The organism is Vibrio sp. KUL78 (assembly GCF_059725505.1).
In genome coordinates, this window is the sequence record NZ_AP045838.1 from 1,072,966 (window position 1) to 1,096,028 (window position 23,063).

At 47.0% G+C, this 23,063-nt stretch carries 22 protein-coding genes and 1 pseudogene; 7 read left to right on the top strand and 16 right to left on the bottom strand.

Annotated features, from left to right (window positions below):
* On the top strand, positions 1 to 525 hold the full coding sequence (locus AC6I8Y_RS21430) for a GNAT family N-acetyltransferase (protein ID WP_498021590.1): 525 nt from the start codon (positions 1 to 3) through the stop codon (positions 523 to 525).
* 7 nt (positions 526 to 532) lie between these two features.
* On the opposite strand, the gene AC6I8Y_RS21435 is transcribed toward AC6I8Y_RS21430, so the two are convergent.
* The gene (locus AC6I8Y_RS21435; RefSeq protein ID WP_498021591.1) at positions 533 to 1,462 is read right to left on the bottom strand and encodes an SRPBCC family protein; all 930 of its coding nucleotides are present in this window, start codon (positions 1,460 to 1,462) and stop codon (positions 533 to 535) included.
* Positions 1,463 to 1,663: 201 nt separating this feature from the next.
* Between AC6I8Y_RS21435 and AC6I8Y_RS21440 the strand changes: the two genes are divergently transcribed.
* Positions 1,664 to 2,125, top strand: a complete 462-nt coding sequence (locus AC6I8Y_RS21440) for a fasciclin domain-containing protein (RefSeq protein ID WP_234497811.1) — start codon at positions 1,664 to 1,666, stop codon at positions 2,123 to 2,125.
* Positions 2,126 to 2,176: 51 nt separating this feature from the next.
* On the opposite strand, the gene AC6I8Y_RS21445 is transcribed toward AC6I8Y_RS21440, so the two are convergent.
* The 3 genes from AC6I8Y_RS21445 to AC6I8Y_RS21455 form a co-directional block, all read right to left on the bottom strand.
* Complete coding sequence (locus AC6I8Y_RS21445) at positions 2,177 to 2,740, bottom strand: DUF4136 domain-containing protein (RefSeq protein ID WP_128649577.1); 564 nt, start codon at positions 2,738 to 2,740, stop codon at positions 2,177 to 2,179.
* Between the two features lie 93 nt (positions 2,741 to 2,833).
* Complete coding sequence (locus AC6I8Y_RS21450) at positions 2,834 to 3,532, bottom strand: lipid-binding SYLF domain-containing protein (protein WP_498021592.1); 699 nt, start codon at positions 3,530 to 3,532, stop codon at positions 2,834 to 2,836.
* A gap of 168 nt (positions 3,533 to 3,700) precedes the next feature.
* On the bottom strand, positions 3,701 to 4,282 hold the full coding sequence (locus AC6I8Y_RS21455; protein WP_042469810.1) for a class I SAM-dependent DNA methyltransferase: 582 nt from the start codon (positions 4,280 to 4,282) through the stop codon (positions 3,701 to 3,703).
* A gap of 179 nt (positions 4,283 to 4,461) precedes the next feature.
* Between AC6I8Y_RS21455 and AC6I8Y_RS21460 the strand changes: the two genes are divergently transcribed.
* Together AC6I8Y_RS21460 and AC6I8Y_RS21465 are read left to right on the top strand one after the other, a co-directional pair.
* Complete coding sequence (locus tag AC6I8Y_RS21460) at positions 4,462 to 5,340, top strand: LysR family transcriptional regulator (RefSeq protein WP_498023074.1); 879 nt, start codon at positions 4,462 to 4,464, stop codon at positions 5,338 to 5,340.
* A gap of 242 nt (positions 5,341 to 5,582) precedes the next feature.
* Entirely contained in the window at positions 5,583 to 6,260 is a 678-nt protein-coding gene (locus AC6I8Y_RS21465) for a cation efflux transmembrane domain-containing protein (protein WP_394149351.1), read from the top strand.
* Between the two features lie 30 nt (positions 6,261 to 6,290).
* On the opposite strand, the gene AC6I8Y_RS21470 is transcribed toward AC6I8Y_RS21465, so the two are convergent.
* Both AC6I8Y_RS21470 and yddG read right to left on the bottom strand, forming a co-directional pair.
* Complete coding sequence (locus AC6I8Y_RS21470) at positions 6,291 to 6,995, bottom strand: START domain-containing protein (protein WP_498021593.1); 705 nt, start codon at positions 6,993 to 6,995, stop codon at positions 6,291 to 6,293.
* A 68-nt stretch (positions 6,996 to 7,063) separates the two neighbouring features.
* Positions 7,064 to 7,981, bottom strand: coding sequence for an aromatic amino acid DMT transporter YddG (gene yddG, locus AC6I8Y_RS21475; protein WP_498021594.1), 918 nt, complete (start codon positions 7,979 to 7,981; stop codon positions 7,064 to 7,066).
* Between the two features lie 205 nt (positions 7,982 to 8,186).
* Here yddG and AC6I8Y_RS21480 point away from each other — a divergent pair, with 205 nt between their 5' ends.
* Positions 8,187 to 9,719 carry a phospholipase D family protein gene (locus tag AC6I8Y_RS21480; protein ID WP_498021595.1) on the top strand — a complete coding sequence of 511 codons (1,533 nt, stop codon included), beginning with the start codon at positions 8,187 to 8,189 and terminating at the stop codon, positions 9,717 to 9,719.
* A gap of 69 nt (positions 9,720 to 9,788) precedes the next feature.
* Here the strand turns inward: AC6I8Y_RS21480 and AC6I8Y_RS21485 are convergent, their stop codons facing one another.
* The 8 genes from AC6I8Y_RS21485 to AC6I8Y_RS21520 all read right to left on the bottom strand — a co-directional run bounded on the left by AC6I8Y_RS21485 (position 9,789) and on the right by AC6I8Y_RS21520 (position 18,163).
* Positions 9,789 to 10,601, bottom strand: a complete 813-nt coding sequence (locus tag AC6I8Y_RS21485) for a hypothetical protein (RefSeq protein ID WP_498021597.1) — start codon at positions 10,599 to 10,601, stop codon at positions 9,789 to 9,791.
* 13 nt (positions 10,602 to 10,614) lie between these two features.
* Entirely contained in the window at positions 10,615 to 11,721 is a 1,107-nt protein-coding gene (locus tag AC6I8Y_RS21490) for a methyl-accepting chemotaxis protein (RefSeq protein ID WP_498021599.1), read from the bottom strand.
* Between the two features lie 270 nt (positions 11,722 to 11,991).
* Positions 11,992 to 12,144, bottom strand: a complete 153-nt coding sequence (locus AC6I8Y_RS21495) for a hypothetical protein (RefSeq protein ID WP_128650681.1) — start codon at positions 12,142 to 12,144, stop codon at positions 11,992 to 11,994.
* Between the two features lie 107 nt (positions 12,145 to 12,251).
* Positions 12,252 to 13,145 carry a LysR family transcriptional regulator gene (locus tag AC6I8Y_RS21500; RefSeq protein WP_394149361.1) on the bottom strand — a complete coding sequence of 298 codons (894 nt, stop codon included), beginning with the start codon at positions 13,143 to 13,145 and terminating at the stop codon, positions 12,252 to 12,254.
* A gap of 38 nt (positions 13,146 to 13,183) precedes the next feature.
* The gene (locus tag AC6I8Y_RS21505) at positions 13,184 to 14,335 is read right to left on the bottom strand and encodes an anaerobic sulfatase maturase (RefSeq protein ID WP_394149362.1); all 1,152 of its coding nucleotides are present in this window, start codon (positions 14,333 to 14,335) and stop codon (positions 13,184 to 13,186) included.
* 11 nt (positions 14,336 to 14,346) lie between these two features.
* A complete protein-coding gene (locus tag AC6I8Y_RS21510; protein ID WP_498021601.1) occupies positions 14,347 to 15,114 on the bottom strand; it encodes a hypothetical protein in 768 nt (255 codons plus the stop codon).
* Between the two features lie 16 nt (positions 15,115 to 15,130).
* Positions 15,131 to 16,534 carry a DUF1254 domain-containing protein gene (locus AC6I8Y_RS21515; protein WP_394149365.1) on the bottom strand — a complete coding sequence of 468 codons (1,404 nt, stop codon included), beginning with the start codon at positions 16,532 to 16,534 and terminating at the stop codon, positions 15,131 to 15,133.
* Between the two features lie 78 nt (positions 16,535 to 16,612).
* On the bottom strand, positions 16,613 to 18,163 hold the full coding sequence (locus AC6I8Y_RS21520) for a sulfatase-like hydrolase/transferase (protein ID WP_394149367.1): 1,551 nt from the start codon (positions 18,161 to 18,163) through the stop codon (positions 16,613 to 16,615).
* Positions 18,164 to 18,416: 253 nt separating this feature from the next.
* Between AC6I8Y_RS21520 and AC6I8Y_RS21525 the strand changes: the two are divergent.
* Together AC6I8Y_RS21525 and AC6I8Y_RS21530 are read left to right on the top strand one after the other, a co-directional pair.
* Positions 18,417 to 19,765 (top strand): annotated as a pseudogene (locus AC6I8Y_RS21525) (DUF1254 domain-containing protein).
* Positions 19,766 to 19,851: 86 nt separating this feature from the next.
* Positions 19,852 to 20,964, top strand: a complete 1,113-nt coding sequence (locus AC6I8Y_RS21530; protein ID WP_498021603.1) for an OmpP1/FadL family transporter — start codon at positions 19,852 to 19,854, stop codon at positions 20,962 to 20,964.
* Positions 20,965 to 21,026: 62 nt separating this feature from the next.
* Here AC6I8Y_RS21530 and AC6I8Y_RS21535 read toward each other — a convergent pair whose 3' ends face one another.
* Entirely contained in the window at positions 21,027 to 22,178 is a 1,152-nt protein-coding gene (locus AC6I8Y_RS21535; RefSeq protein ID WP_394149370.1) for an arginase family protein, read from the bottom strand.
* Between the two features lie 121 nt (positions 22,179 to 22,299).
* Entirely contained in the window at positions 22,300 to 23,061 is a 762-nt protein-coding gene (locus AC6I8Y_RS21540) for an iron ABC transporter ATP-binding protein (RefSeq protein WP_498021605.1), read from the bottom strand.
* Positions 23,062 to 23,063 lie beyond the last annotated feature (2 nt).

The window sequence follows — 23,063 nt, forward strand, 5'->3', positions numbered from 1 at the left end:
ATGAAAGTTCAATATATTGAAGACAGCTCAGTGGATGAGCAGCTTAATCAAGCACTGATCGCCCTACTCAGCGCTTGTTTTACCAAGCCAAGTGACGCAAGGTTCAAAACTCAGCGTTTTTACAATGAGATGCCGCAACACCGCTGGTACGTCACGAGCGACAACAAACACCATGTTGTCGCACATGTTGCGGTACACGAGAAATCTGTTGAAATTAGAGGTCGCTCCTATCCTATTGGCGGCGTAGCTGAGGTATGTGTTCACCCAGACTATCGCAAAAAGGGCTTGGTCAAAGCGATACTAACTGAGGTTCACCAATGGATGGAGCAGCAAGGAATGCATTTCTCGGTTCTGTTTGGTCGAGATCAAGTCTATGGGTCTAGCGGGTATATTCGAGTCACCAATTTAAATATCCTGCAAGAGGATCCGCTAGCTCAACCAACACCCGTATCGGCGATGGTCAAGCCTTTGAACGGTTACCGATGGCCATCTAAACCTGTGCTACTGCCTGGTCTGGTTTTCTAGCCAAAGCTTACTTCTTAAACAACACCACCTCAGTGACCAAGTCTTTCGCTTCATTCTCACCTGGGTCATTGAGGTATCTTTCGAGCCCCAAAGGACGACGCTTGACTTTCACCTTGTGGTGGCGTGATGCATTCATTGCCATCGACCAAGCATTGCCCATGAAAGGGTATTCGCCTGTGTGTTCAACAACATAGGTCTCACAGCTAGCCAGCGTACCCGTTTCAAATGGCTTCGCTACCTCGACCTTTTGTCGCACAGGGAAGCAGGTCGTAAACTCAAAGAACTGCTGCTTCATTTTCATCGAGTGATATAACGCAAAGGGTGGCCCGGCTATCTCTAGCCCTTTCGTTTCTATGAGCTGGTTAAGTTCAGAAAAGTGCGCTTGCATTTGCGGTCCCAGTTCAGCAATCGTGCCACTACCGCGTACCCCCACATAATGGATCTCGTCTTGAGTTCGTTCCCCAATGAGTTTGAGACGTGAGTGAACTTCGCCTGTTTCCAACGCAGACTTGAGCATCTTTAGCCCGCGCTCATAATCCATCCCTATCATGGTTTGAAACAAGCCTTTGAGAAAAAACAGGTACCATGGCACCTTACTCTTCATGCTCCAACGTACTTCGGTATTATTGCCCATTTGTACCGCTTGAAGGCTCACCTTAGCCTCAGATTTAAACGGCCTTTGAAAGCTTAAATGCATGTCGAGCTGCGTGGCACTGCGCGTCATCAAGGTCATTTCTCCAGCGCCAACAAGGTCACCGTCCCATTGATACCCATCGCCGATATTGCCTTGCTCACCCCGATAATCAAGCTTGCATTCAGGCTCCATAATGAGCCACGGAGACCACTGAGGCCAGTTCCGATAATCCGCCAAAAAGTTTATTGCGCTCTCTGCTTGAGTCGCGATATCAATTCTTTTTTCAACAAAATAATCCAACATGTTCAGTCACTTTGCGTTATTTAATGTGAGTAGTTTAGCTGCCCGAAAACAAACCTGCTAAGCAATCTGTTTTGAACTGAATACATTTTGTTCGCTGATCTTGGTGATCGATGAGTTATTCGCCGCGTAACAGACGACTGCGAATAGGAATAAAAAAGGATCGCAGATATGAAAACACTGTTAACACGTTCGTTTGCAGCAATGGCAGCACTTCTTCTTTCAATCTCGGCTTTCGCAGACCACCACGGAATGAAAAAGGACATCGTTGATGTTGCGGCAGAAAATGGCTCGTTCACGACACTTGTCGCTGCAGTACAGGCTGCGGGGTTGGTTGATACACTAAAAGGGGAAGGTCCCTTCACGGTGTTCGCTCCGACTGACGAAGCGTTCGCCAAGCTACCTGAAGGCACTGTCGAATCTCTGTTACAACCAGAGAACAAAGACAAGCTGGTTGCTATCCTAACCTACCATGTGGTACCGGGTAAGGTGATGGCTGCAGATGTGATGGGACTAGACAAAGCGAAGACAGTCCAAGGCCAAGAGATTATGATAACTAAGAAAGACGGTATGGTTATGGTCGACAACGCAACAGTTGTTGCGACAGACGTTAAGGCCAAAAACGGCGTCATTCACGTCATTGATGCTGTCATCATGCCGAAGTAACGCAACACGTTACCCTATAAAGAAAACCGAAGCTTGACGCTTCGGTTTTCTTTATCTTGGAGGCAGGTCATCTAACATGGAGCCTATTAGGTTTTTGAGCTCTTCTCGCTCTGCTGAATCTTTTACTCTCTGATCGGTTGGCCCTTGAGCAAGCGCTCTCCATCTTGGGAACGCGCCAACCGAGTCAAAAACAGCGATATAGATGCTGCCCTTCTCACCTTTTTGACTATCGCCCTGTATACCCGTTGCAATCTGCGTGCTTTCAAAAATCTGTTCATCGTTCATGGCATTTTCTGTCGCTATACCAAAATCAAGGTGCATTGTTGCCGCATGACCATCACTGACGGCGATATAACCTTTAGACGCTAAAACCTGGTCGATTTGAGCCTTGATAACATTGAGGTAATAGTCCGCATCATACTCTTTCGAAACATGTGCGACTGGAGAATCACTGCGCCAAGAGTAGGTAACAACTCCAGATTGAGGCAAAAAACTAAAATCACCCGTTTTTGCAACCCCATAGGAAAAGTTAAGTGGTGAGTTCGTTGTGGTAGACGTCGTACACCCGACCAAAGCGATGCTGGCAAAAAGTAATGAAGAGAGCAGTTTGTTCATTGGCAATGTCCCAAAGCGTAATTTAACCTAAGGTCTAAACACAATAATGCACTAAAAAACAACAAGTTTAAATTTTACTCAGCAGAATGGCATTTATTGGTAAACCGCTCGGTAAGCAACACCCTCTAGCCTATTACGCAAGTTCTGGGCTTCCCCCTGATGGTTATCGTAATTTGAAAGCACCTTCTCCGCTGAAAAATCGTCACTATATAACGCTTGGTTGAGGTCTTTGTCTAGCGAAAGCGTGAAGGTATCGATACTTCCACCAAAGTACAGCCCTTTATTTTCGGACACCATCATGGCGCTGACGCCCCCGGTACCACCAATAACCTTGCCACTGACGCCTTTCCCGACTGTGAGGTCTGCCGTGCCACCCACTTTAGTCGGGCTAGATTTGAGGTTCTCAAGTACATCATCTGAGAGAATCACGCCGACACCACTTATATGTTGAGCTCCCGCTAAAAGTCCGATCATCGCGCTGTGGAACTTAACAAACACAGGCTCGCTCCAACGATGATCCTCACGTGTCAGTAGTATCCCTCTTCCCCATTGGGCGCCAATGAGAAAGCCCGCCTGGGCGCCCGACGGAAACACCACAATAGCCTTTGCCACGCCGGTAAGATTTTTCACAGACTCCCAATGTTGTGTCGAATCAAACATGTCGATTTTTTCAGAAGCCTTTACGATGAGTTGTTGTGCTTGCTCCCTGCTTTTTTCGTCACTTGCACATACGGAACTGGCAAACAACACGCTCGTAGTGGCTAACAAAATAGCGAGTAGTTGGCTGCTCAATCGTTTTGATCTCAGAAGCTTTGGTCTCAGAAGCTTTGGTCTCAGAAACTTTTCTCCCAGAAACATAGTTAACCTGCTTAAAATTAATACGCCAGCAGCATAACAAAAAAAGGTGAAGCCAAAGGCTTCACCTATTCGTGATTCAGATAAAAACTATTGTGATTTATGCTATTTGCGACCAACGCCCATGAGAACTTTTTTGGGTCCTTTGCCAGCGTCTATTTCAAACGGTACGGTCACTTCAACTTTCTCGAAGCCAGCATTGAGTAAAATCTCTTTTGCACGCTGCTCAGTTAAACCATATCCCAAGTCATCGCTATCCACCGCCCAATCCCAGTGAATAAACAAGCCATACTCATCAAGAAGGGTATAGATAATGTTTACAGTCTCTTGAAGGTTATCAAGGAACCCACACACCGACGACGCTACAACCAAATCAAACTGATTACGAAATGCTGGATGCTGAGCGACCAAGCCGCGAGTCAATAAGTCGACGACTGGTTCAACGTTTTCCAGCCCCTTTTTATCAAGCTCTTCGATCATGGCCTCAGAGCCGTCAAGAGCGACAATTTCTTTTGTTGCTGGCGACATCAACTGACTTAAAAGGCCTGTGCCACAGCCAAAGTCCAACACCGTTTTGCGCGTTAATGAGGTCTGCGCGGTGAGCTCTTCAAAACAAGACTGTGCAAAGGTAGCCGTCGCTTGGTCTTTCTCCCATGTCGCAGCGTACTCATCCCACTCGTTAGACATAGTTTACTCCATTCATTTGCAAGTGCTGAACACAATATAAGCACTACATTTTAATCCTTAATGACTACGCATAGATTAAACCAGAACGCCAAGCAATTCCTAGTGTTATCTTCGTATTCTTTGGGACTCGTGCTATGATTTTTATTCCTTTGTTTTCGGGTGTTTGAGTGGCAATGTCGATTAATCTTTCCCAAATTGAAGCCTTTTGTGCCGTTGTTAACTCAGGCTCTGTGTCTGAAGCAGCGCGAATGCTGAACTGTAATCGTACTAAGCTCAGCATGGCGATCAAAGCGCTTGAGAAAGATCTCGATACTGAGCTATTTGTTCGTACTGGCAACAATGTCACTTTGTCAGAAACAGGGAAGGCCATCTTCAAAGACTGCGACAACCTACTCGTCACTGCGGCGCGAATTCGACAAACGTGCGCACAAGTATCAGGCGATTTTGCAACCGAGCTTCGCATTGCTCACGATGACAGCCTACCTGATAAGGTTTGGCAAGATCTCACCATAGAGCTTAACCAACGTTACCCTGCTATTTCACTCAATATTGTTCTCGCTTCTTCTGGTGATCTCGCTGATATTGTCGAAAAGAAACAAGTCGACTTTGCCTTTGGTGTCGATTTTGAGAGACAAGGTGACCCAAGGCTCACCTACCAACCACTTGGTAAGATTCGAATGATGTCGGTATGTCGCGCCGACCACAGGCTATCGAACTTGCCTCGGGTCTCTGACGAGGTATTACGAGATGAAATGCAAGTATCTCTTGCCTATCTAAACCTACGTGATAACCCGGAGTTACTGCCTTTCTCATTGAAATACATCGGCTTCTCGAGTTTTGAATTTATGCTCAAGACCATCATTTCCGAAGGTGCTTGGGGGGTATTGCCTGAACCACTGATTCGTCAGCTTCTGCGCGAGCAAACACTTTCAGTGATAAAGCATACCTATGGTCTAACTCAAGAAGACTTCAGTATGATTGCCCCTTCAGGGATGTCTGAACACCCAGCCATGACTTGGCTTGCTGATCAAATCAGCGATTACCTCTTCACTTTCTAGTTATATCGCCAAGTCGCACTGCACTTAAAATACTCAGCGCTCTGGTCAACATCACATATTTTTAATGACCGCATCAGTGGGTGCCACGATTTTTGACAGCAAGAATCATCACATAACCTTCTGATATATCTAACTAAGATCACCTACCTCACTCCAACATAGTTCTCCCATCGACAGTTAAAGTTTGAAAGTTAATCACTGCGGCGAAACAATAGACTCAATTCAAACAAAAGGTAAATCCCATGTCTTCGCAAAAGCAACACAACGAGTCTTCCGTTTTGAGAGTTTCAGCCATTATCGCAACTGGCTTTGCTGTCGCAGGGCTTGTCGTGGGTGTGCTTATGGGCTCGCTCGTCATCGCCTTTGACGGTGTTTACTCATTAGTAAGCTTGCTGTTAACTTTATTGTCGCTGGCGGCAGCACACCAATTGAAGAAACCAAAGAGCCATGCGGCTAAATATGGTCGCCATACCGTAGAGTCGGTTGTTATTGCCATCAAAGGTTTCGTTATATTAGTGATCGTCTTGGCGTCTCTATACTCAGCGATAAGCTCGATGTTCACCGGTGGTCGTCCGGTGGATACTACCGTCGCCACCATTTTTGGTTTGTTTAACGTATTAGGCTGTTCGTACGCATGGTGGTATATCTCTAAGCAAAACAAAGTACTGTGTGCAAACCTGATCGAAGCTGAGACGAAACAGTGGCAGATGGATACACTATTAAGTTTTGCAGTAATGGCGGGCTTCATCACCGCTTGGGGACTAGAACAGTCACCATGGTCGCACCTGAGCGTTTATGCGGATCCAGTGATGATGATTTTGATTTCGGCATACTTTATTAAAGTACCAGCATTTATGTTGATCGATGCGTGTAAGTCTCTATCTCAAGCTGACGATGTCAACTACGCACGTAATTCTTAATGCTTGATTGAGACTGACGCTTAGTAGGCTTTAGTCTCTAACATTCGGATGAGAGAGATGTTGGTATCCAGCAATCTCTCTCTTCAATCCTCTGAAGGTCTCAATGGCGCCTTCTACAGTCAGCTGATTTGCCAGCCAATCTGGCAAAGCCCCGCCCACATCGGCAAACGCCGTATACACCACAAATACCTCTCCATCAGATAACTTAGTAAGCTCCCAACGCGCTCGCACTTGGGTAATTCGTATGTAATCGGGTTGCTGAGCTAAATACTCAGTGGCATCGCTAATCTCTAGCACAAATCGACGACCTGATTGGTAATAGCGTGAATAGGTGACCATATCACGATTTTTGGCAGGCCAAGGGGCGGCGAAGGTCGTGTAGACCACATTTTCATTGGCAGAGAGCTGGGCCAGCACCTTGGTTTGATCTACATTATGAAGCCACCGAGGAACGTTTTTTGTATCCTCAAAGAGTCGCAGAAACGCGGCAAAGGTCGTTGTCATATCCGCATGAACGCGAATCTCAATTAGGCCATCTTTGTGTTCGCGCTTATAAAGCGTCACCGCATCTTGGTTATAGCTGACGAGCCAAGGCTTTCCGCTTGGCGCTGCAAATGAGGTAACACTGTAAAGACTTATTCCAACACCTAGAACGACCAACCCAATTGCTTTGACAAAAAGTCGGTGCTGACAATACCTCAACCAACCATTGTGTCTCTGCTGAACACACTCCATTTACCTCAATCCTATTTTTTGTCGTAATACCCCTCTTACGATAGTAGAACCAGATAAGATTGCTGTGCTTATAGAGCCGACGCCTCTTCGCGCTCAGGTTTCTCTCTCGTTGCCCATGCGCACATTAACGATCCCAAAGTCACCAGCGCAACGCCCTGCCAAAAAGATTGAGTCAACGCGACAGATAAATAAAACGAAGAAAACAAGGTGGAAAACACAGGTGTAAAGTACGAGAAAGTCGCAATCAAAACCATGTTACCGCCGATGATCGCCTGATTCCAAAGCGCATAGCCCGCACCCATCACTATCCCAGCCAGCAGCAAGGTAAATACCGACGATAGGTTGAATGCCATTTCACGCTCATTGCTAAACGCATAATGAACCCAGAGCGTTATGGCTGTCATGGCGAAAAACACCACAATCGCATTCTTGCCACCGCTCATAGACGGGGTTATGTTGCAGTAAAGCGCCCAAATAAAGGCCGCCGAAAACGCCATACTGTAGGTAATCGGATTCGTTGCGATGTTGCTTTTAATGCTTTCTATCGACAACGTCGAGTCACCCGAGATACACCACACTACCCCAATAAAGGCGAGTACCACGCTCGGATAGACAAGAATATTCACTTTGCGACCGCTACTAAGAACAGCGAACAAAACAGTAAGCGCCGGCCACAAGTAATTAATGACTGCCATTTCCATCGCCTGCTGACGGTCATTCGCCATTCCCAATGCTAATGCCAATAAAATTTCATAGGCGACAAACAAAACACCACCAAATAGCAAGTAACGTGTATTGAAATCACTCAGCCTTGGAACCCCCATGACCAAAGCGAGTGCAAGCGTACTCACGGTATACATTAAAGCCGCGCCGCCAATGGGTCCAAAAAGCTCTGCGATATCTCGTGTCAGCGCCATTACACAGCTCCACATTAATATCGCCATCACACCAAATAACGTGTATTTATTACTTCCCAACCCGGCCATCTGTACTCCTAATATCCAGCTCACTAAATCTGGTTTAATCCGTTATAAGTAATTGTTATGCAACCTTGTCGCTTTCGATTAGGCTATACTTATTTGCTATGAAATATGTCAGTAAAAAAGGCGAACGATTCAGTGCAAATTAGCTTCTGAGTCGTTACACTCTCGCTGCATTTGTAGAACTCTATTAAATACCAGCACTTTAACTATGCCCAATATTTTGTCTATCAAAAATTTCTTCGTTTTTTCTCTGATTATCGCGTTAAGTGGCTGCGTCTCGTCCAGCATTGATCCGAGCCGATACGAAAAAGAGAACTCTTACACCATTATCAATGACGAGCCGACTCGACTTGATGAACTATTCAAGCGTGAAGTCTCCTCCCATTCTCTTACCGAAGAAACCGGGTTTTATCCATTAGACAAAGGGCACGATGCCCTGCTAGCTAGGCTCGCTATCATCGAAACCGCTCAGTCGAGCATTGATGTTCAATACTATATTTTCCGTGATGATGAAGCGGGTAACCTTATCGGTTGGCGTTTATTTGAAGCCGCAGAACGTGGCGTCAGAGTACGTTTACTTCTTGATGATATGCAAAAGTACAATGACCAAGATTTGGTGAGGTTCAGCAGTCACCCAAATATCGAAGTACGCATGTTTAATCCACATCACCTGCGCTCTGCTCGTAGCATTTCGATGTTGAGTGACTTTGAACGCCTTAATCATCGCATGCACAATAAGTCGCTTACGGTAGATGGCATTGTCTCCATTATCGGCGGACGTAACGTAGGGAATGAATACTACTCCATTGAATCCAGCGTCGAGTTTGCCGATCTTGATTTACTCATGGTCGGTAAGTCTGTCCGTCAGGTTAATCGTCAATTCGATCTCTATTGGAACAGTGACTACAGCATTCCCATCGAATGGATAACACCTATCGAAGAACACTACACCGACGCCGATGTCGATAAATGGGTACAAGAGCTCGATTTGGAAGCTAAGTTTTCTGGAGGCACTTACGATTTTGCCAAGTTGCCGTTGTACAACGACCTCATCAATGGAACGGTAAAGCTCTACTGGGGTATCGGTGAGCTGCTTTATGATCTTCCCGACAAACCCGATAGCAAGCAAAGTACCCTTATTGATAGCCTCAACTCTGTTCTCGAGGATTCTGAAACCTCGTTAGTGTTTATATCTCCTTATTTTGTACCTACAGAACAAGGAACAAAGGAGCTCGTCACTGCAGTACAGCAAGGGCTCGAAGTGATTATCATCACCAACTCTCTGGCATCAAACGATGTATTCGCCGTACATGGTTGGTACGCAAAATATCGCGAAGACTTAGTCGAGGGTGGCGTACAGCTTTGGGAGGTGAAATCCAATGCAGAGATTAAGAAAAACTGGAGTTTAACAGGCAGTAGCCGATCCAGTTTGCACACCAAAGCGATGATCATTGATAAGCAAAAAGTATTTGTTGGTTCGATGAACCTCGACCCGCGCTCTGCACATCTCAACACAGAAATGGGCGTGGTGATTGAACAACCAGAATACGCTCAGAAGGTCTATCGTAACCTTATTGATGAAATTCCAAAAACAGCTTACGAAATGAAGATGGAAGATGGCGATCTCGTTTGGTTTGATCATACCACCGGAGAAACACTGACATCTGAACCAGAAGCAAGTATCTGGCGCAGAATGGGCGCCTGGTTTAGCGGTATATTGCCGATAGAGGAACAACTATAAACCTCCGACAACACTCATTGCCTCTGAGGCTTTTACGCCTCAGAGGTCGAAATCGCAGGACGATCCAGTTTAAAGGTGTTCACTAAGTTTACTTACTCGCTCATCGAAGACACTGAATACCTCATCCAACGCTGCTGTCGCATCATCAAAATACTCTAATGCGGCGACACTTGGGATCACGATGAGTACCTTGTTTTCTATCGTGCTAAGAAGTTTTTTCACCGTCGGATAATCTGAGTGTTTTTGCGCAGACACAAAGTTATGAATAGACTCATGTAGATACTTTAAACGAATTCGCTCGACACTCGAACATTTTGACTTCGCAGCCACACCCGTTCCTAGCGCACGTGCCTGACCGACACATTCGGCCACTTTCAGTAGGTCCTTCCAAAGCGCCGCTATGGACTCCCCGTCTTTTTGGGGCAACTCAGCTAATCGATAATGCTGCGCGCACTCCTCTACAGACTCCAGAACCGCTGCGAGTAACTGATTGTGAGTAGCGAGATTTTGTTCCGCTGACCACTGCCTATAATGAGACTGAACTGCTGGCCATTTATCTTCGACATGGCGCCAACTGCTCGTACCCCGAATCGGCTCATCGAGCGTGGCTAACGTTTGCAGGTGGCGATTGATGTCACTTTGAATCGACGGCAAGCGGGATTGAAGTTTATCGTCCCCACAAAGCACTCCATTGGTGATGCCTCGGTGTTTCTGAATGGTGGCTAGCAACTGTCGAAGCGTCGTGAGATGCTGTAAACCACCTTGTCTGGAAATTTGAATACTATTGTAAGTACTCGCTCGCTTCCAAACTATCGACCCTAGAATAAGCAGAACTATAGAAACACCCGCGATAATTGGTAGGTTTGTCAGTATCGTATCCATATTCAATGACTCCTTACGCAGTTAGCTTTTCGAGATGTTCGGCAACTTGGGCATTGTCCGCCGCTGTTTCAGCATTATGCTTTGCGGTAACCGCAACCTGCTCCATGTTGCTGGAGATCTCCTGAATCGCGATCGCTTGTTGTTCTGAGGCAGCCGATACTCCTGCGACCTGGTCAGTGATCGATGCCATAGAGACTTTCATTTCCTCTAACGTCTCTTGTGCCACCAGCGTTTGATTGGTGCAACGGCTATTACCCTCTCTCACTTTCTCAACCATTGCGGTCACATCACTCATGCTACTGGTCACCTTGTCAACATGAGAGGTAATCGCATTCGCAGATTCATGACTTCGCTTAGCCAACCGCCCAACTTCTTCCGCCACCACGCTAAATCCGCGTCCATGTTCGCCTGCTCTCGCCGCTTCTATTGCAGCGTTCAGAGCGAGGAGGTTAGTTTGCTCAGCAATATCACGAATAAACTGTGACATTTCAGATACGGTGGACAAGTGGCTCTCTAGCGTCACTATGCTGCTCGCGGTAAATCCAACTTGCTCTTCAACTTTCTCAACACTTGCTTGAACGCTCACTAACGCTTGATTTCCTTGTCCGCACAAAGCATTGCCTTGCTCAATCGCCTTCAGTGTTTGCTCAATACGACTCGACACATCTTCAATACTTTGCGAGATTTCGGTGGCTGCCGACGCTGATGACAACGTCGAGTCCGCTTGCTTGTCACTGTCCCTGGCGGCATCCACGGCATTACTGGCTAGCTCCTGCGCGCAAAAAGCCATCTCTGAGCGCATGGCTTCTGCCTTTCTGAGCTTTCGAGACATCAATTGAACGACGTCATCAATGGCATGAAAACTCGAATAAAGTAACGCTATTGAGCTTGGAAGTGTCGGCTCTTCGCCACCCTTCATCTGCACCATATACTCATTGAGTACACGAACTTCTCGGCTTAAGGAAAACAGTAAAAGTGTTGATAGTGCTGCAGTTAGGAATAGTAGCACCATACCAAGTTGACTGGCTTCAAAAGCAAGTAGTGCTACCGATGAAATCAAAGCGAATGTCAGCAATAAATTGACGCTATTCAACGATGTTGCACGTAAGATAAGTATCATCTCTCCCCTCCCTGGCTAAAGACTCGCTCTCTTTATGTCTATGATTGAAGTGCAACATTCATTCCAGTCGACGCGAATAGGGTGAAATAGTGCTGAGACTCAATAGTATTAGCGCTTGTAGTACATTCGAAGATTGCACACCTACGATGCAGGCACGGTTTAAAGAAGGGCAATGCACCAAGAGAGTGCAGTATACTGATAGTATTAAGAATTAAATGAAAATGGCGACCATTGGGTCGCCATTTACAAAGAAGAACTAAGCAGTAAAGATTACGCTTTTTGTAGGTCTTTTGCTGGGTAAGTTAGAGACATGCCGTCTACTTCTACACGAACGTAGAAGCCGCCACTGCTCAAACCAGTCACGACCATTTTACCTAGATCGATACCTTTAGTTGCAACTACAACATCATCAATAGCAAACATTTTAAACCCTTAATTGGAAAATAAGATTAACAGCAATCTTTCGGGCGCTATTGAAGCAAATGTGAAGGCTTGGGACTAATCAGGTTTTTTATCGTATAGACAAAAAATCATGACATCAGTTTAGAAAGTTCTGTATGCAGCCACAGTGTAAAGCCCGCATGACGATTAGACGCATGAAAGAACAGAGCAGTCTCTCTGCGAAACGTGTCACTTTTGAGCTCTGGCGGCAACGCTTGTGTCACTATCTCCGAATCCAGCATGCCTTCGATGCGTTTTGACACCACACCTAACCCGTCGCTGCTTTTAATAAACTCAAACAACAGCGCGAGGTCTGCAGAGCGTACACTGATCGACTTATCGAGTTTGTACTTCTTAATGAGCATCTCCACTTTAGAAGCTTCGATGTAACCAGGGATAATACTCAAACACAGTGGGTACTGGAGTACTTCCTCTAGCGCTTCAGATTGAATGGGATGATCTTTACGCTTAACCAAAACAAACTTGTCATCAGGCAGCGCCTTTTGCATCACGTTTTTGTTGGTTTCTAGTGGCAGATAGCCCACTCCCCAGTAGCTTGGGTCCTGTTCTAGCATTGACAGTGTGCCAGCATTCCAAGGTTCACAGTTGATCGTGAGGTTAGGAGCGTGCTCACAGAGCGCAGTGATCAGCTTCGAGGCAATCGGAGCCATTAAAGTAGCCGGGAACACTAAGGTAATATCCCCTTTCATCTGAGATATATGCCAGCTTTTATCATCTAGATACAACGCCTCCATCTCTTCGACTAAAGCGGGAAGGCGTTCCATCAATTGTTGGCATTTTGGCGTTGGCTCTAACTTGTTCTTGTTACGAACAAAAAGATCGTCATTGAACTGATGCCTGAGCTTTCTCAGCATCGTGCTGACAGTTGGCTGGCTAATGTTCAGCTTACGTGCTGCCGCGACCGTTTGCCGGGTTTGAAACAGGACGATTAAAAGGCGAAGCAGGTTGTAATCTTTATCCATAACGACTCATCTAGCTCTAATCATAACCGAAGTCTAAATCAAAACAGTTGGTAATACTTTGGTGAGTATCCGTTTTTCATCGCATCAACCATTCTTAACATTCGCGGCAATGCATAGGCAAAAAACGTTTTATAGCCTGAACAGAGCAGGTTCATCGGCTCTGAATCTTGATTCAACAAAGTTCGATTTTTAGGGCAGCCACCATGACAGAGAGGCAAGAAATCGCACTCGTGACACTGTCTACATAAGCTTTCCCATTTGCTCTCCCCAAAATGACGCTGCTCTGTGCTGTTGACCATTTCTCGTAGCGGGCGATAGTCGTTTTGAGCAGCGTCCTTACACTGTCCCAATGAGTATTGCTCATACCCATAGTGGTCGCAGCTGAACACCTCCCCATCAGCCTCGGCCATCAGTTGCTGGCCACAAGTTGGGGCGTGATGACACATTTGACTCGGGTAATCCATAAGAATGGCCAAACAGTTTTCAAAAAACTGAACATTCACTTGCCCGATATCCCCGTCACACCACTCATCAAAGACATCACACAAAAAACGCCCCCATTGCTCGCCACTCAATGACCAATCATAGTCTGAGCGGCGATCAAGATCATGGTCAACACAAGGCTGAAACTGCAGATAGTCACTGCCATTTTTGGTCAGAAACTGATAGATCTCCTTGCCTCTGTGAAAGGTTCGATTGCTTATTACAGTCAAGGTGTTGAACTCAACCTTGTGCTGGCGAAGTAGCGCCATTCCTTGCAATGTCTGTTCGAAACTAGAGCCCCCTCGTTTGTCTATTCGCCCAATATTGTGCAGCAGTTCCGGCCCATCAATACTCACACCCAGCATGAAATTGTGTTTGGCAAAAAAACGCGCCCATTTTTCAGTGATCAGGGTGCCATTGGTCTGCAACGTATTCACAATCCGCTTATTCGTTGGGTATCGACTTTGCTCTGCAACCACGGTTTCATAGAAGCTCAAGCCTCTCATCATCGGCTCTCCCCCATGCCAGATAAAATCGACCACCGGCGTATGGGAGGGCTGCGCTGAGATGTGCTCTGAGACCATAGTTCTCATTGCCTCAACATCCATTTTGTTTGGCTTGTCCTGATTAAGGTAGTAGCAATAACTGCAATCTAGATTGCAGCGGCTACCAACGGGTTTAATAAACAAACTAAAGGGCAATTGCATTTTTTAATGCCTTATATTTGGTAGTTGAACTCTAAACGATGTGACCCATCCTTGAAGTCTGTGTTTTGTGACCAGTTAGAAAAAAAACGAACACTTAGCCGTGGAGAAGCCTGATAAGACAGTGCGACTTCATGGGTCAGCAGCGAGCTCCCTCCTTCGATGCCCTCCCTTGTGTACTCATCACTGCCAGAAAGTGTCGTGAACCACATTGGGTTATAGTTAAACCAAAGCTTATCCGTAAAACTCACTTGTCCGTATGAGCCAACAACAGCAAACGTCCCCGGGACTTCATAGCCACCGACGTGCTCACCCGTGTCATCTACTGCATTACGAAAGTTCAAACCTGCTCCCAACAAGGGGAACAAGCTAACAGGGCCTATCTTTGGTATTGCCTGAATGAAACTATAAGATGCATTCCCTACCTCATTTTTCACGTCATACTGGACATCTATTTGACGACCTCTACCATTCTTGTAGTTGGCATGGAAGTTTCTGAATCGAAAGCTATCGATACTATTATCCCTTCCATCATTCCAGCCGATCTCTTTTCCCAAGAAACCTTTAACCTCAAAAATGTTCATCGCTGCAGTACTAGGATTCCCAGTGTCGTATGAGCGACCGACTTTGAGATTAAAGCCTTTATCTGTCACCCCCATACCAACCTGTGTGTACACAGCCAAAGGATCAGACATATCCTGCACGTCTTCGGTGTCTTCTGCCCACACAAGTTGAGAACTGCACGCGCAAAGCAGCAAGATTTGGAGTCTTTGCATACTCAATCTACCCCGCTTCTTACTATTGGATTTTCTCAAGTCCAGGCACCGTCCACTCCATTCGTAATACCTCTTGAGAAGGGACATACAAACGAGTCAGGAGGTAAAACTCACCTTCAGGTATTGGCAACCAGTTCTGGTTATCAGAAAGCGCCTGATTAGACAGATGAATCTCAAATGAGCCATCGTCACCGCGCTTGAGTGGCATTGAGTTGTTAATGCTGTAGCGGTTGATTGGGTTCTCCACCAGCATCTTGGTTTTGGCATCATAAACAGTGACCGACCAGAACGCGCCAACAGGAGGTTCTTGATCAAACTTCATCACGTAATTATTTTTGCCAGAGAGTGGCTGACCTTTCGCATCCATTGCTGCCATCGGGTAGATAGCTTCTTTCGCTCCTTGTCCACCTAAATAAGGGTGGGCAATCAGAGAACGCATGGCGTTGTCATCACCAAAACCGTCTAGATTAAAGGCATAAACCCAGCCATCTTTAATCTCAAGCGCCGCAGGGTTTTTCTGCTGAGCCATAACGATTGACTGTCCGTCTTGAACCGCTTTGATCATCGCTTCGATGGTTGCCACACTCAGGTTACTGCGATCAAAGCCTTGCTCTGTAATACCTATCTTCGCCAGTTGACCTAGCATCGCTTGCTGTCTTTCGTCGACAGGGTTGTCTTTCAGGTACGCGCCGAGTTCTTCATAAAATCGAAGTGGGTCGCCTTCTTCTCCTGCGCGTGGCGGTAAGGGTGTGGCTGCGACTTTCTCGCCACCAAGATATTCTTGAAGCGGTGTCAAGGTGTACTGATCTTGAATGCGATGAGCAAACACATCATCACTGCCTTCAAAGACTTGCGTGCGTCCCCAAAGCCAAACTTTACTGGTTGGCGCTTCCACGATTTGAAGCTCTCGTGGAACGTCAACGTTAGACTCCCAGCCGGGCGGCACCAGTAGGAGTTGCTTCGAAAGTTGTCCGGTTTCGCGAGTGCCCACATATTGGAACAAGTTGTGCCACATATCGAACATGTTGATCACGTAATAGCGGTCATTCACCTCAGGAACCGATAGCACCATTGGCCCCTGACTCAAATCCAATACTGCACTTGAATAGAGGGTGTCGCGGTTTGCAGACGGCATATCCAAATCATGAGGCGTACTCAAACGTCTCGCATGGCCGAACTCGTTAAGTGGCGCTCGATAGCTGGTATCAGAGATTGGCTGCGTCATATCAGTGTACTGCCGAGCAATCTGCTCCATTCTGACTAGGGTCGAGCCCCACACGTAAGCGTTAACACCCAATACATAGCTTTCATTTTGCATCGCCTGCTCAGCCGTCATCGGCTGTGTTGGAACGGCTGCGATGGTTGGCAAGACAAACAATGAGCTCGACACAACAAGCACGCTTGCTAGTAGCGTTTTCTTGAACATAAAAGAACCTTTAAGAGAGAAAGTGAGATAAACCTAAATCCGCATGCAGCCTACGATAGGCTGCATGCGGTGGATCGGTTATTCGATGGTGTTGTTACCCATACCGACACCTGTCCCTTTCTGAACTGGTGGGTAGTCTTGAAGCGATTTTTGATACTTGCCAATCGCTTGATAGAACTCTGGCAACACCCAAGACTTTTGCTTCATCCAGTGATACCAACCTGTGGTGTCTGGTGAGCGCTCATACGGATCGGCTTTGATATTGACGAGTACGCCGAATGGCCACTGTTTCGCAGGCTCAGTCCACGTCGTTTTAGTGCGAAGGTGAACCTTCCATTGATCAACACGAATTGCGTTGAGGTCCGTTTCGTTATAGAAAAAGAACTCTCGACGTTTGCTCTCCCCATTGTTCGCAAGCATGTCTAGCTGGTTATAACCATCCAGATGAGCAACACGCTTAGTACCTTCGATTTCTTTGCCCTTAAGGAGCTCTTGCTTGATGGTGGTATCACCTGCTGCGGCCATGAGCGTTGGCAACCAGTCTTCCGCTGACATCATGCCGTCGACATAAGTGCCTTGAGGTAGCTTTTCAGGCCAACTCACTAGCATTGGAACCCGGAATCCGCCATCCCAAGTTGTACCTTTTTGACCTCGGAATGACGCTGCGCCCCCATCTGGCCAGTGATCTAGGTTCACGCCGTTGTCAGAGGTAAACATGATGATGGTGTTATCGAGCTCACCGGTCTGGCGAAGCTTTTCAATCAAGACCCCAACCTGATCATCGAGTTCTTTCAATGCATCGTAATAAGTCGACGTCTGACTAGCTCCTTCATATTCCTTTCTCACATGAGTAATGGTGTGCATTCTCGATGGGTTGTACCACATGAAGTATGGCTGGTCGTCGCTCTGGGCTTCGTGCTCATCAATCCACTCGGTTGCAAAGTTCAAAAACTCTTCATCGATGGTCTTCATTCGCTCTTTGCCAAGCGTTCCCTTGTCGGTGATCTTCTGTTTGCCGACTACACCAAATCTAGGGTCTTCGGACTTATCAAACTTATCCGTTGCCACTGAGTGCAGCACATTACGCGGAACGCCGGTGAAGTTGGGGTCTTTCGGGAATTCTGGTTGTTCTGGCATTTCCATCACATTGAGGTGATAGAGAAAACCATAGTATTCGTCGAAGCCGTGTACGGTAGGGAGGTGACTGTTGTTGTCACCAAGATGGGATTTACCAACGTGAACCGTCGCGTAGCCTTTTTGCTTGAGTAACTCGGCAAGGGTCGGACTCTCTTTCTTAATCCCCAACTTTGAGCCCGGTTGCCCAACGCCAGTCAAACCGGTTCGAATCGGATACTGACCGGTGATAAAAGCGGATCGTCCGGCGGTAGAACTGCTTTGGGCATAGTAATCGCTGATCATCACGCCGCGCTGGGCAATACTATCGATATGAGGCGTTTTAATCGCGCCTAAGCCACGGTGATAAGCAGACAGATCCATAGGTGCAACATCATCAACCATGATGGCAACAATATTAGGGCTTTTGGCCAGCGCAGATGCGCTCGCCAACGAAGCGCTAACTACCAGAGAGGCAGTAATCGCATTTTTCGCAAACTTTGTTGTGTTTTTCATTAAGTGTCTCCGCTGTAGGATGCGGTTGATGTTAATGAAAACTCGATAGAAAAAAGGCGATAGCGACTATTACGTTTTCCAATAGTCCTTTTTCGAATAGCCCTAAATTAGAAATCCAAATAATCACTATCACACAAACCAATTTCGCTTCACGTTACTCTCTTCAGACGTTGGCGCGATGCTGTGACAAAACAGTGAGCCAGAGAACGATGGGATAGATATGAAACGAAACACTCTCAACAGATTCACACTGATGCTTGCCATGGCATCCGTGCCTCACATCGCTTGGGCAGACGCGCCAATTGACCCTGAAGAAGAGCTTGCCTACAACCTAGGGGTTCAGGTGTTCATTTATGGTGCAGGGTCGCCGCCGTGAGAGAAACAACCACTTCCGTGGACGCGCCAATGGATAACGCAATGGCTCCTCTCAACAAAATGGGCAAGACACGCGTTTTATCGGGGCCACAAGATCAGATAGTACCAACAGTAAACAACGACACCTTGTATTCACAAGCGCACTACGACTTAGATATCGCGGGTCCGATGGTTCTAGAGATCCCTAAAACAGATGACCGTTATTTCATCGTGCAACTGCTCGACGCTTACTCAGATTCTATTACCGATTTGTATCACGACAACGCCGGTAGTAACGGCTCGAAGTATCTTTTAGTCAATAGGGGTTGGAGTGGACAAGTACCTGAGGGTATCGATGGCGTGATCGAGTCTCGCACGCCTTTGGTTTGGCTAATCCAGCGCACTGGTGTTTCTGGTGAGTCCGACCTACAAAGCGCGCTCAAAGTACACGATGGGTTTATTAGCTATCCCCTCACTGAGCTTGGCTGGCCTCACCAGCCAGTTACGCTGGCCAAATCGAGTAATCGAATTCCACCAATGACACTGCCTCAAGGCTTAGATTGGTATGCCTTGATTGATAAAGAACTGAGAAAAAACCCTGTCTCTGAAGACAAAGCCGTGGTTGATCAGTTCTCTTACATAGGCATTGGTAATGACACCCCATTTGATGCCACCAAGCTATCCGAGGCACAAAAGCGTGGCCTATTAAGAGCGATTGAAACCTCAAAACAAGTGATTCAATACGCTGGTCGAAGTGTCGGTACGACAAACAACGGTTGGTCAATGATGTATGAAGGTGGACGCTATGGTCATGACTACCTGAGCCGTGCCAGCATCAATCTGCGCGCCGCTGGACTCAACGTCCCTGAGAGAGCGTTGTACCCTAATCGATATACCGATGCTAAGGGTGAAAAGCTCTCCGGAGACCACGCCTATCGAATGACGATGCCGGCGAATCCCCCTGCAGACGCGTTCTGGTCACTGACGATGTACGATGCCAAAAACCTGTTTATGGTAGAGAACAGCATCGACCGCTACTCCATTTCTACCAACCGTTCTAAAGAGCTGAAATACAACTCGGACGGATCACTTACCGTGTGCATACAGAGCGACAAACCAAAGGATGAAGACTGTAACTGGTTGCCTGCTCCTAAAGAAGAGTTCTACCTCCATATGAGACTCTACGAGCCAACACAAGCCATCCTCGACAATCAATATATGCTGCCACAAGTTCAGCGTATTCAATAACCTGACTTAGGGTTCTTCCATAGCCCTGCCAATGGAGTAACCGCAATTGGTTGCTCCTTTTTTATCACTTCAAACACAACTCAATAATGATGAATAAGACCGTTTTACTATCCACCTTTGCTGCTCTGGGGCTCCTCTCTTTCAACGCGCACGCAGCGGGTCTGGCGACATCGCAAATTGCCACAGTCGAGAGTGTTGGCAGCGCAGGTGTCGCAGGCGTGACCAACCATAGAGATGCCTCCGCCACCATCACTAACCCAGCAGCGCTGTCGGAAATTGACACCAGCAGTGCTGTTGTGGGGATCCAGTACGTTAACGTACAAAGTGAGTTTGCTCGCCAGCATAGTGAGCTCTCGACTGAAAGCCGTGGCGCGTTGTGGGTTCCGAGCCTTTCTTATGCGCTTCGACTAAATGAAGATAGCGTCGTTGGTTTATCGCTTCATTCACCCGGTGGATTGGGCGTCGATTACTCCAATGGTGTATCGGCAAACCCACTGAATCTTCTCGAAAGTAATCAGATCTCTGTCGTCAATCTAACGGCCGCTGCAAGTCATCAAGTGACTGAGCGTCTTGCACTTGGCGCAAGTGTGATTGCACAGTACGCCTCACTTGAGATGGTCACCAAGGGCGGGGATATCAAAGGCGATAGTATCAGCCCCACCTTTGGTCTATCGGCTTTTTATCAAGCCACCGATACCATTAATCTCGGAGTTAATTACGTTCATAGCACCCAGCACGGCGTGAGTACCGACCACAACTTGATTGGTGACGCCGCAATCAACTGGCCCGCGAGCCTCGATTTGGGGATCAGTAAAGCGTTAAACGAGAACGTCACATTGCAAGCGAACGTCGGTTGGCAGTCGTGGAGTAATTATGATGACGGCTATCAAAATACCTTCAGTACTGGTGTGGCCATCCGATATACTCGAGACTCTTGGCTCTACTATTCAGGCGTAAGCTATGATTCTAGCCCTGTCGAGGCACACCAACGAGATACGCTCCTCCCACTTGATGAGCAGTGGCGCATTGGTTTAGGTGCTGAAAAGCAGTTGAGCTCAGGTTCAAAGGTTGGCGTTGCCTATCAATATCAACATCTAGGACACGGGGAAATCACCTCAAGCGACGACCAAGTTTTCAGACCCAACGGGCAGTATGATTCAAACCGGGTTCACTTTGTCACCCTATCCTACCGCTACTAGCAAAAAAAGCCCCAACCGCATAGCGATTGGGGCTTTAAATCAAATGTTATCAGTCAACGTAATTACAGCGATACAGAACCAAATGCTTGGTGCCATACTGTGTGACGGTTTTCGCCGCCGTTTTCTTTCTTACGCTCTTCTGCTAGCCAACAAAGTAGTTCCCAACCGAAGCCAGCTGCGATGATGCCGTCTTTATCTGTTGGATCTGTGTCTGGCGTGTACTCTGCAATATCAGCACCCACAAGGCGTACTTTACCTGAAGCCTTCACTTTACGGATGATGTCGTAAACCTGAAGGTGAGTCAGACCGAATGGATCTGGGCTCGAGTTTGAACGACAGAACGCAGTATCAAGTGCATCTAGGTCAAACGTGAAGTAAACCGGACCGCCATCGCCACAAAGTTCAATGATCTTGTCTGCGACTGCATCCACGCCTTGCTCGTAAACTTCGTTAGTCGTGAAGCCAGTGGTACCAAATGCTATGTGGTTACCCTTCACCAGCGCCGTTTGACGACCACGCATACCAATCTGAACTGTGCGCTCTGGATCCGCCAGACCTTCAGAGTACAGTTTTGGTAGCCAGTGACCTGATGTGTATGGGTAATCAAAGTCAGCACGAGTTGATAGGTCGTAGTGCGCATCGAAGTGGATAACGCGAAGTGGACCGTACTTCTCACCTAGTGCACGCATTGTTGGGTACGGGATTGTGTGGTCACCACCGAAGATAAGTGGCGTACAATCTTTTTCAACAACCATGTGGTGAAGAAGTTCAGTGAGCTGCTCAACTTCTGCTTTCAGCTCAAACTGGCCTAAGCTGTCCCAGTTACCGTAATCAGAAACACGACACCATTCGAATGGGATCTCACCGTTGTCACCAACCGTACCCATCCCCATTTTACTTAGGTGGCGTAGACGCTGTGGTGCGAATTTGTGTGAAGAACCAGTAGGAGAACACTTCTCAATACCCATACCGTAGATAACAACATCTGTGTTATCTAGGTCTTGAGAGAATGGCGCTTGGTAGAAACCTAGGTAGTCTTTGTTGATAAAGCTCATCTGTTCGATGCCTTTACCGCCACCTTGCTCTTTAACGCGAGCTAGATAAGCCGCGACTTCTGGATCTAGGTTATCTGCTGCAGATACGTTTTCCCAAATGTGCTTATACTTTGCTACTTTTTCTGGGTCGATTGCAGGCCACTTTTTGATGTTAGACATGATATTGCCTCTCTACTTAGTTGATGAGGAAATACTAGCGTAATCAGAATAGTTGGCACAGTAACAGGGGGTAAATTACGTGGACCAGCAAGTAGTCCACGAATGATCAATTGTTCCGTTTTCAGCTATTAAAATAGAGACACACGAGACGCCCATCCATTTCGCGAATATCGAATGGGATCTCGTAGATGGCTTCCATTGTCTCTTGCTGAACAACTTCCTCGACACTACCAGATTTGATGACCTTACCCTTCTTCATCGCAACGATGTTGTCCGAGTAGCATGAGGCAAAATTAATGTCATGGATCACAATCACCACCGCTTTGTTGAAGTCATGCGCCAAACGACGGAGCGTGTGCATGATTTCCACTGAGTGTTTGATATCGAGATTGTTTAATGGCTCATCAAGAAACACGTAATTGGTATCCTGAGCAACGACCATAGCAATAAACGCCATTTGTCGCTGACCACCACTCAGTTGATCAAGGTATTTGTGTTGAATCTCTTCGATTCCTAATTGCCCGAGTGCTTGGTCAATGATCTCGTTATCTTCCGCGGTCAAACGTCCACCAGAGTGCGGGAAACGACCAAAAGAGACCAGCTCGCGAATAGTAAATCGCATATTGATGTTGTTCGATTGGCGAAGGACTGCGAGATGCTTGGCAAGCTCCTTGGTATCCCACTGTGCAAGCAGCTTATCACCGATAACAACTTCACCAGCGTCACTCTCAGTCAAGCGGCTCGCCATCGACAGCAGCGTACTTTTACCCGCACCATTCGGACCAATGATCGACGTGACCTCTCCCTTCGGAAACAGCGCATCGGCATCTTGAACCACAAAGGTTTTGCCGTATTTTTTACTTAGACCTGTTAACTTAATCACTG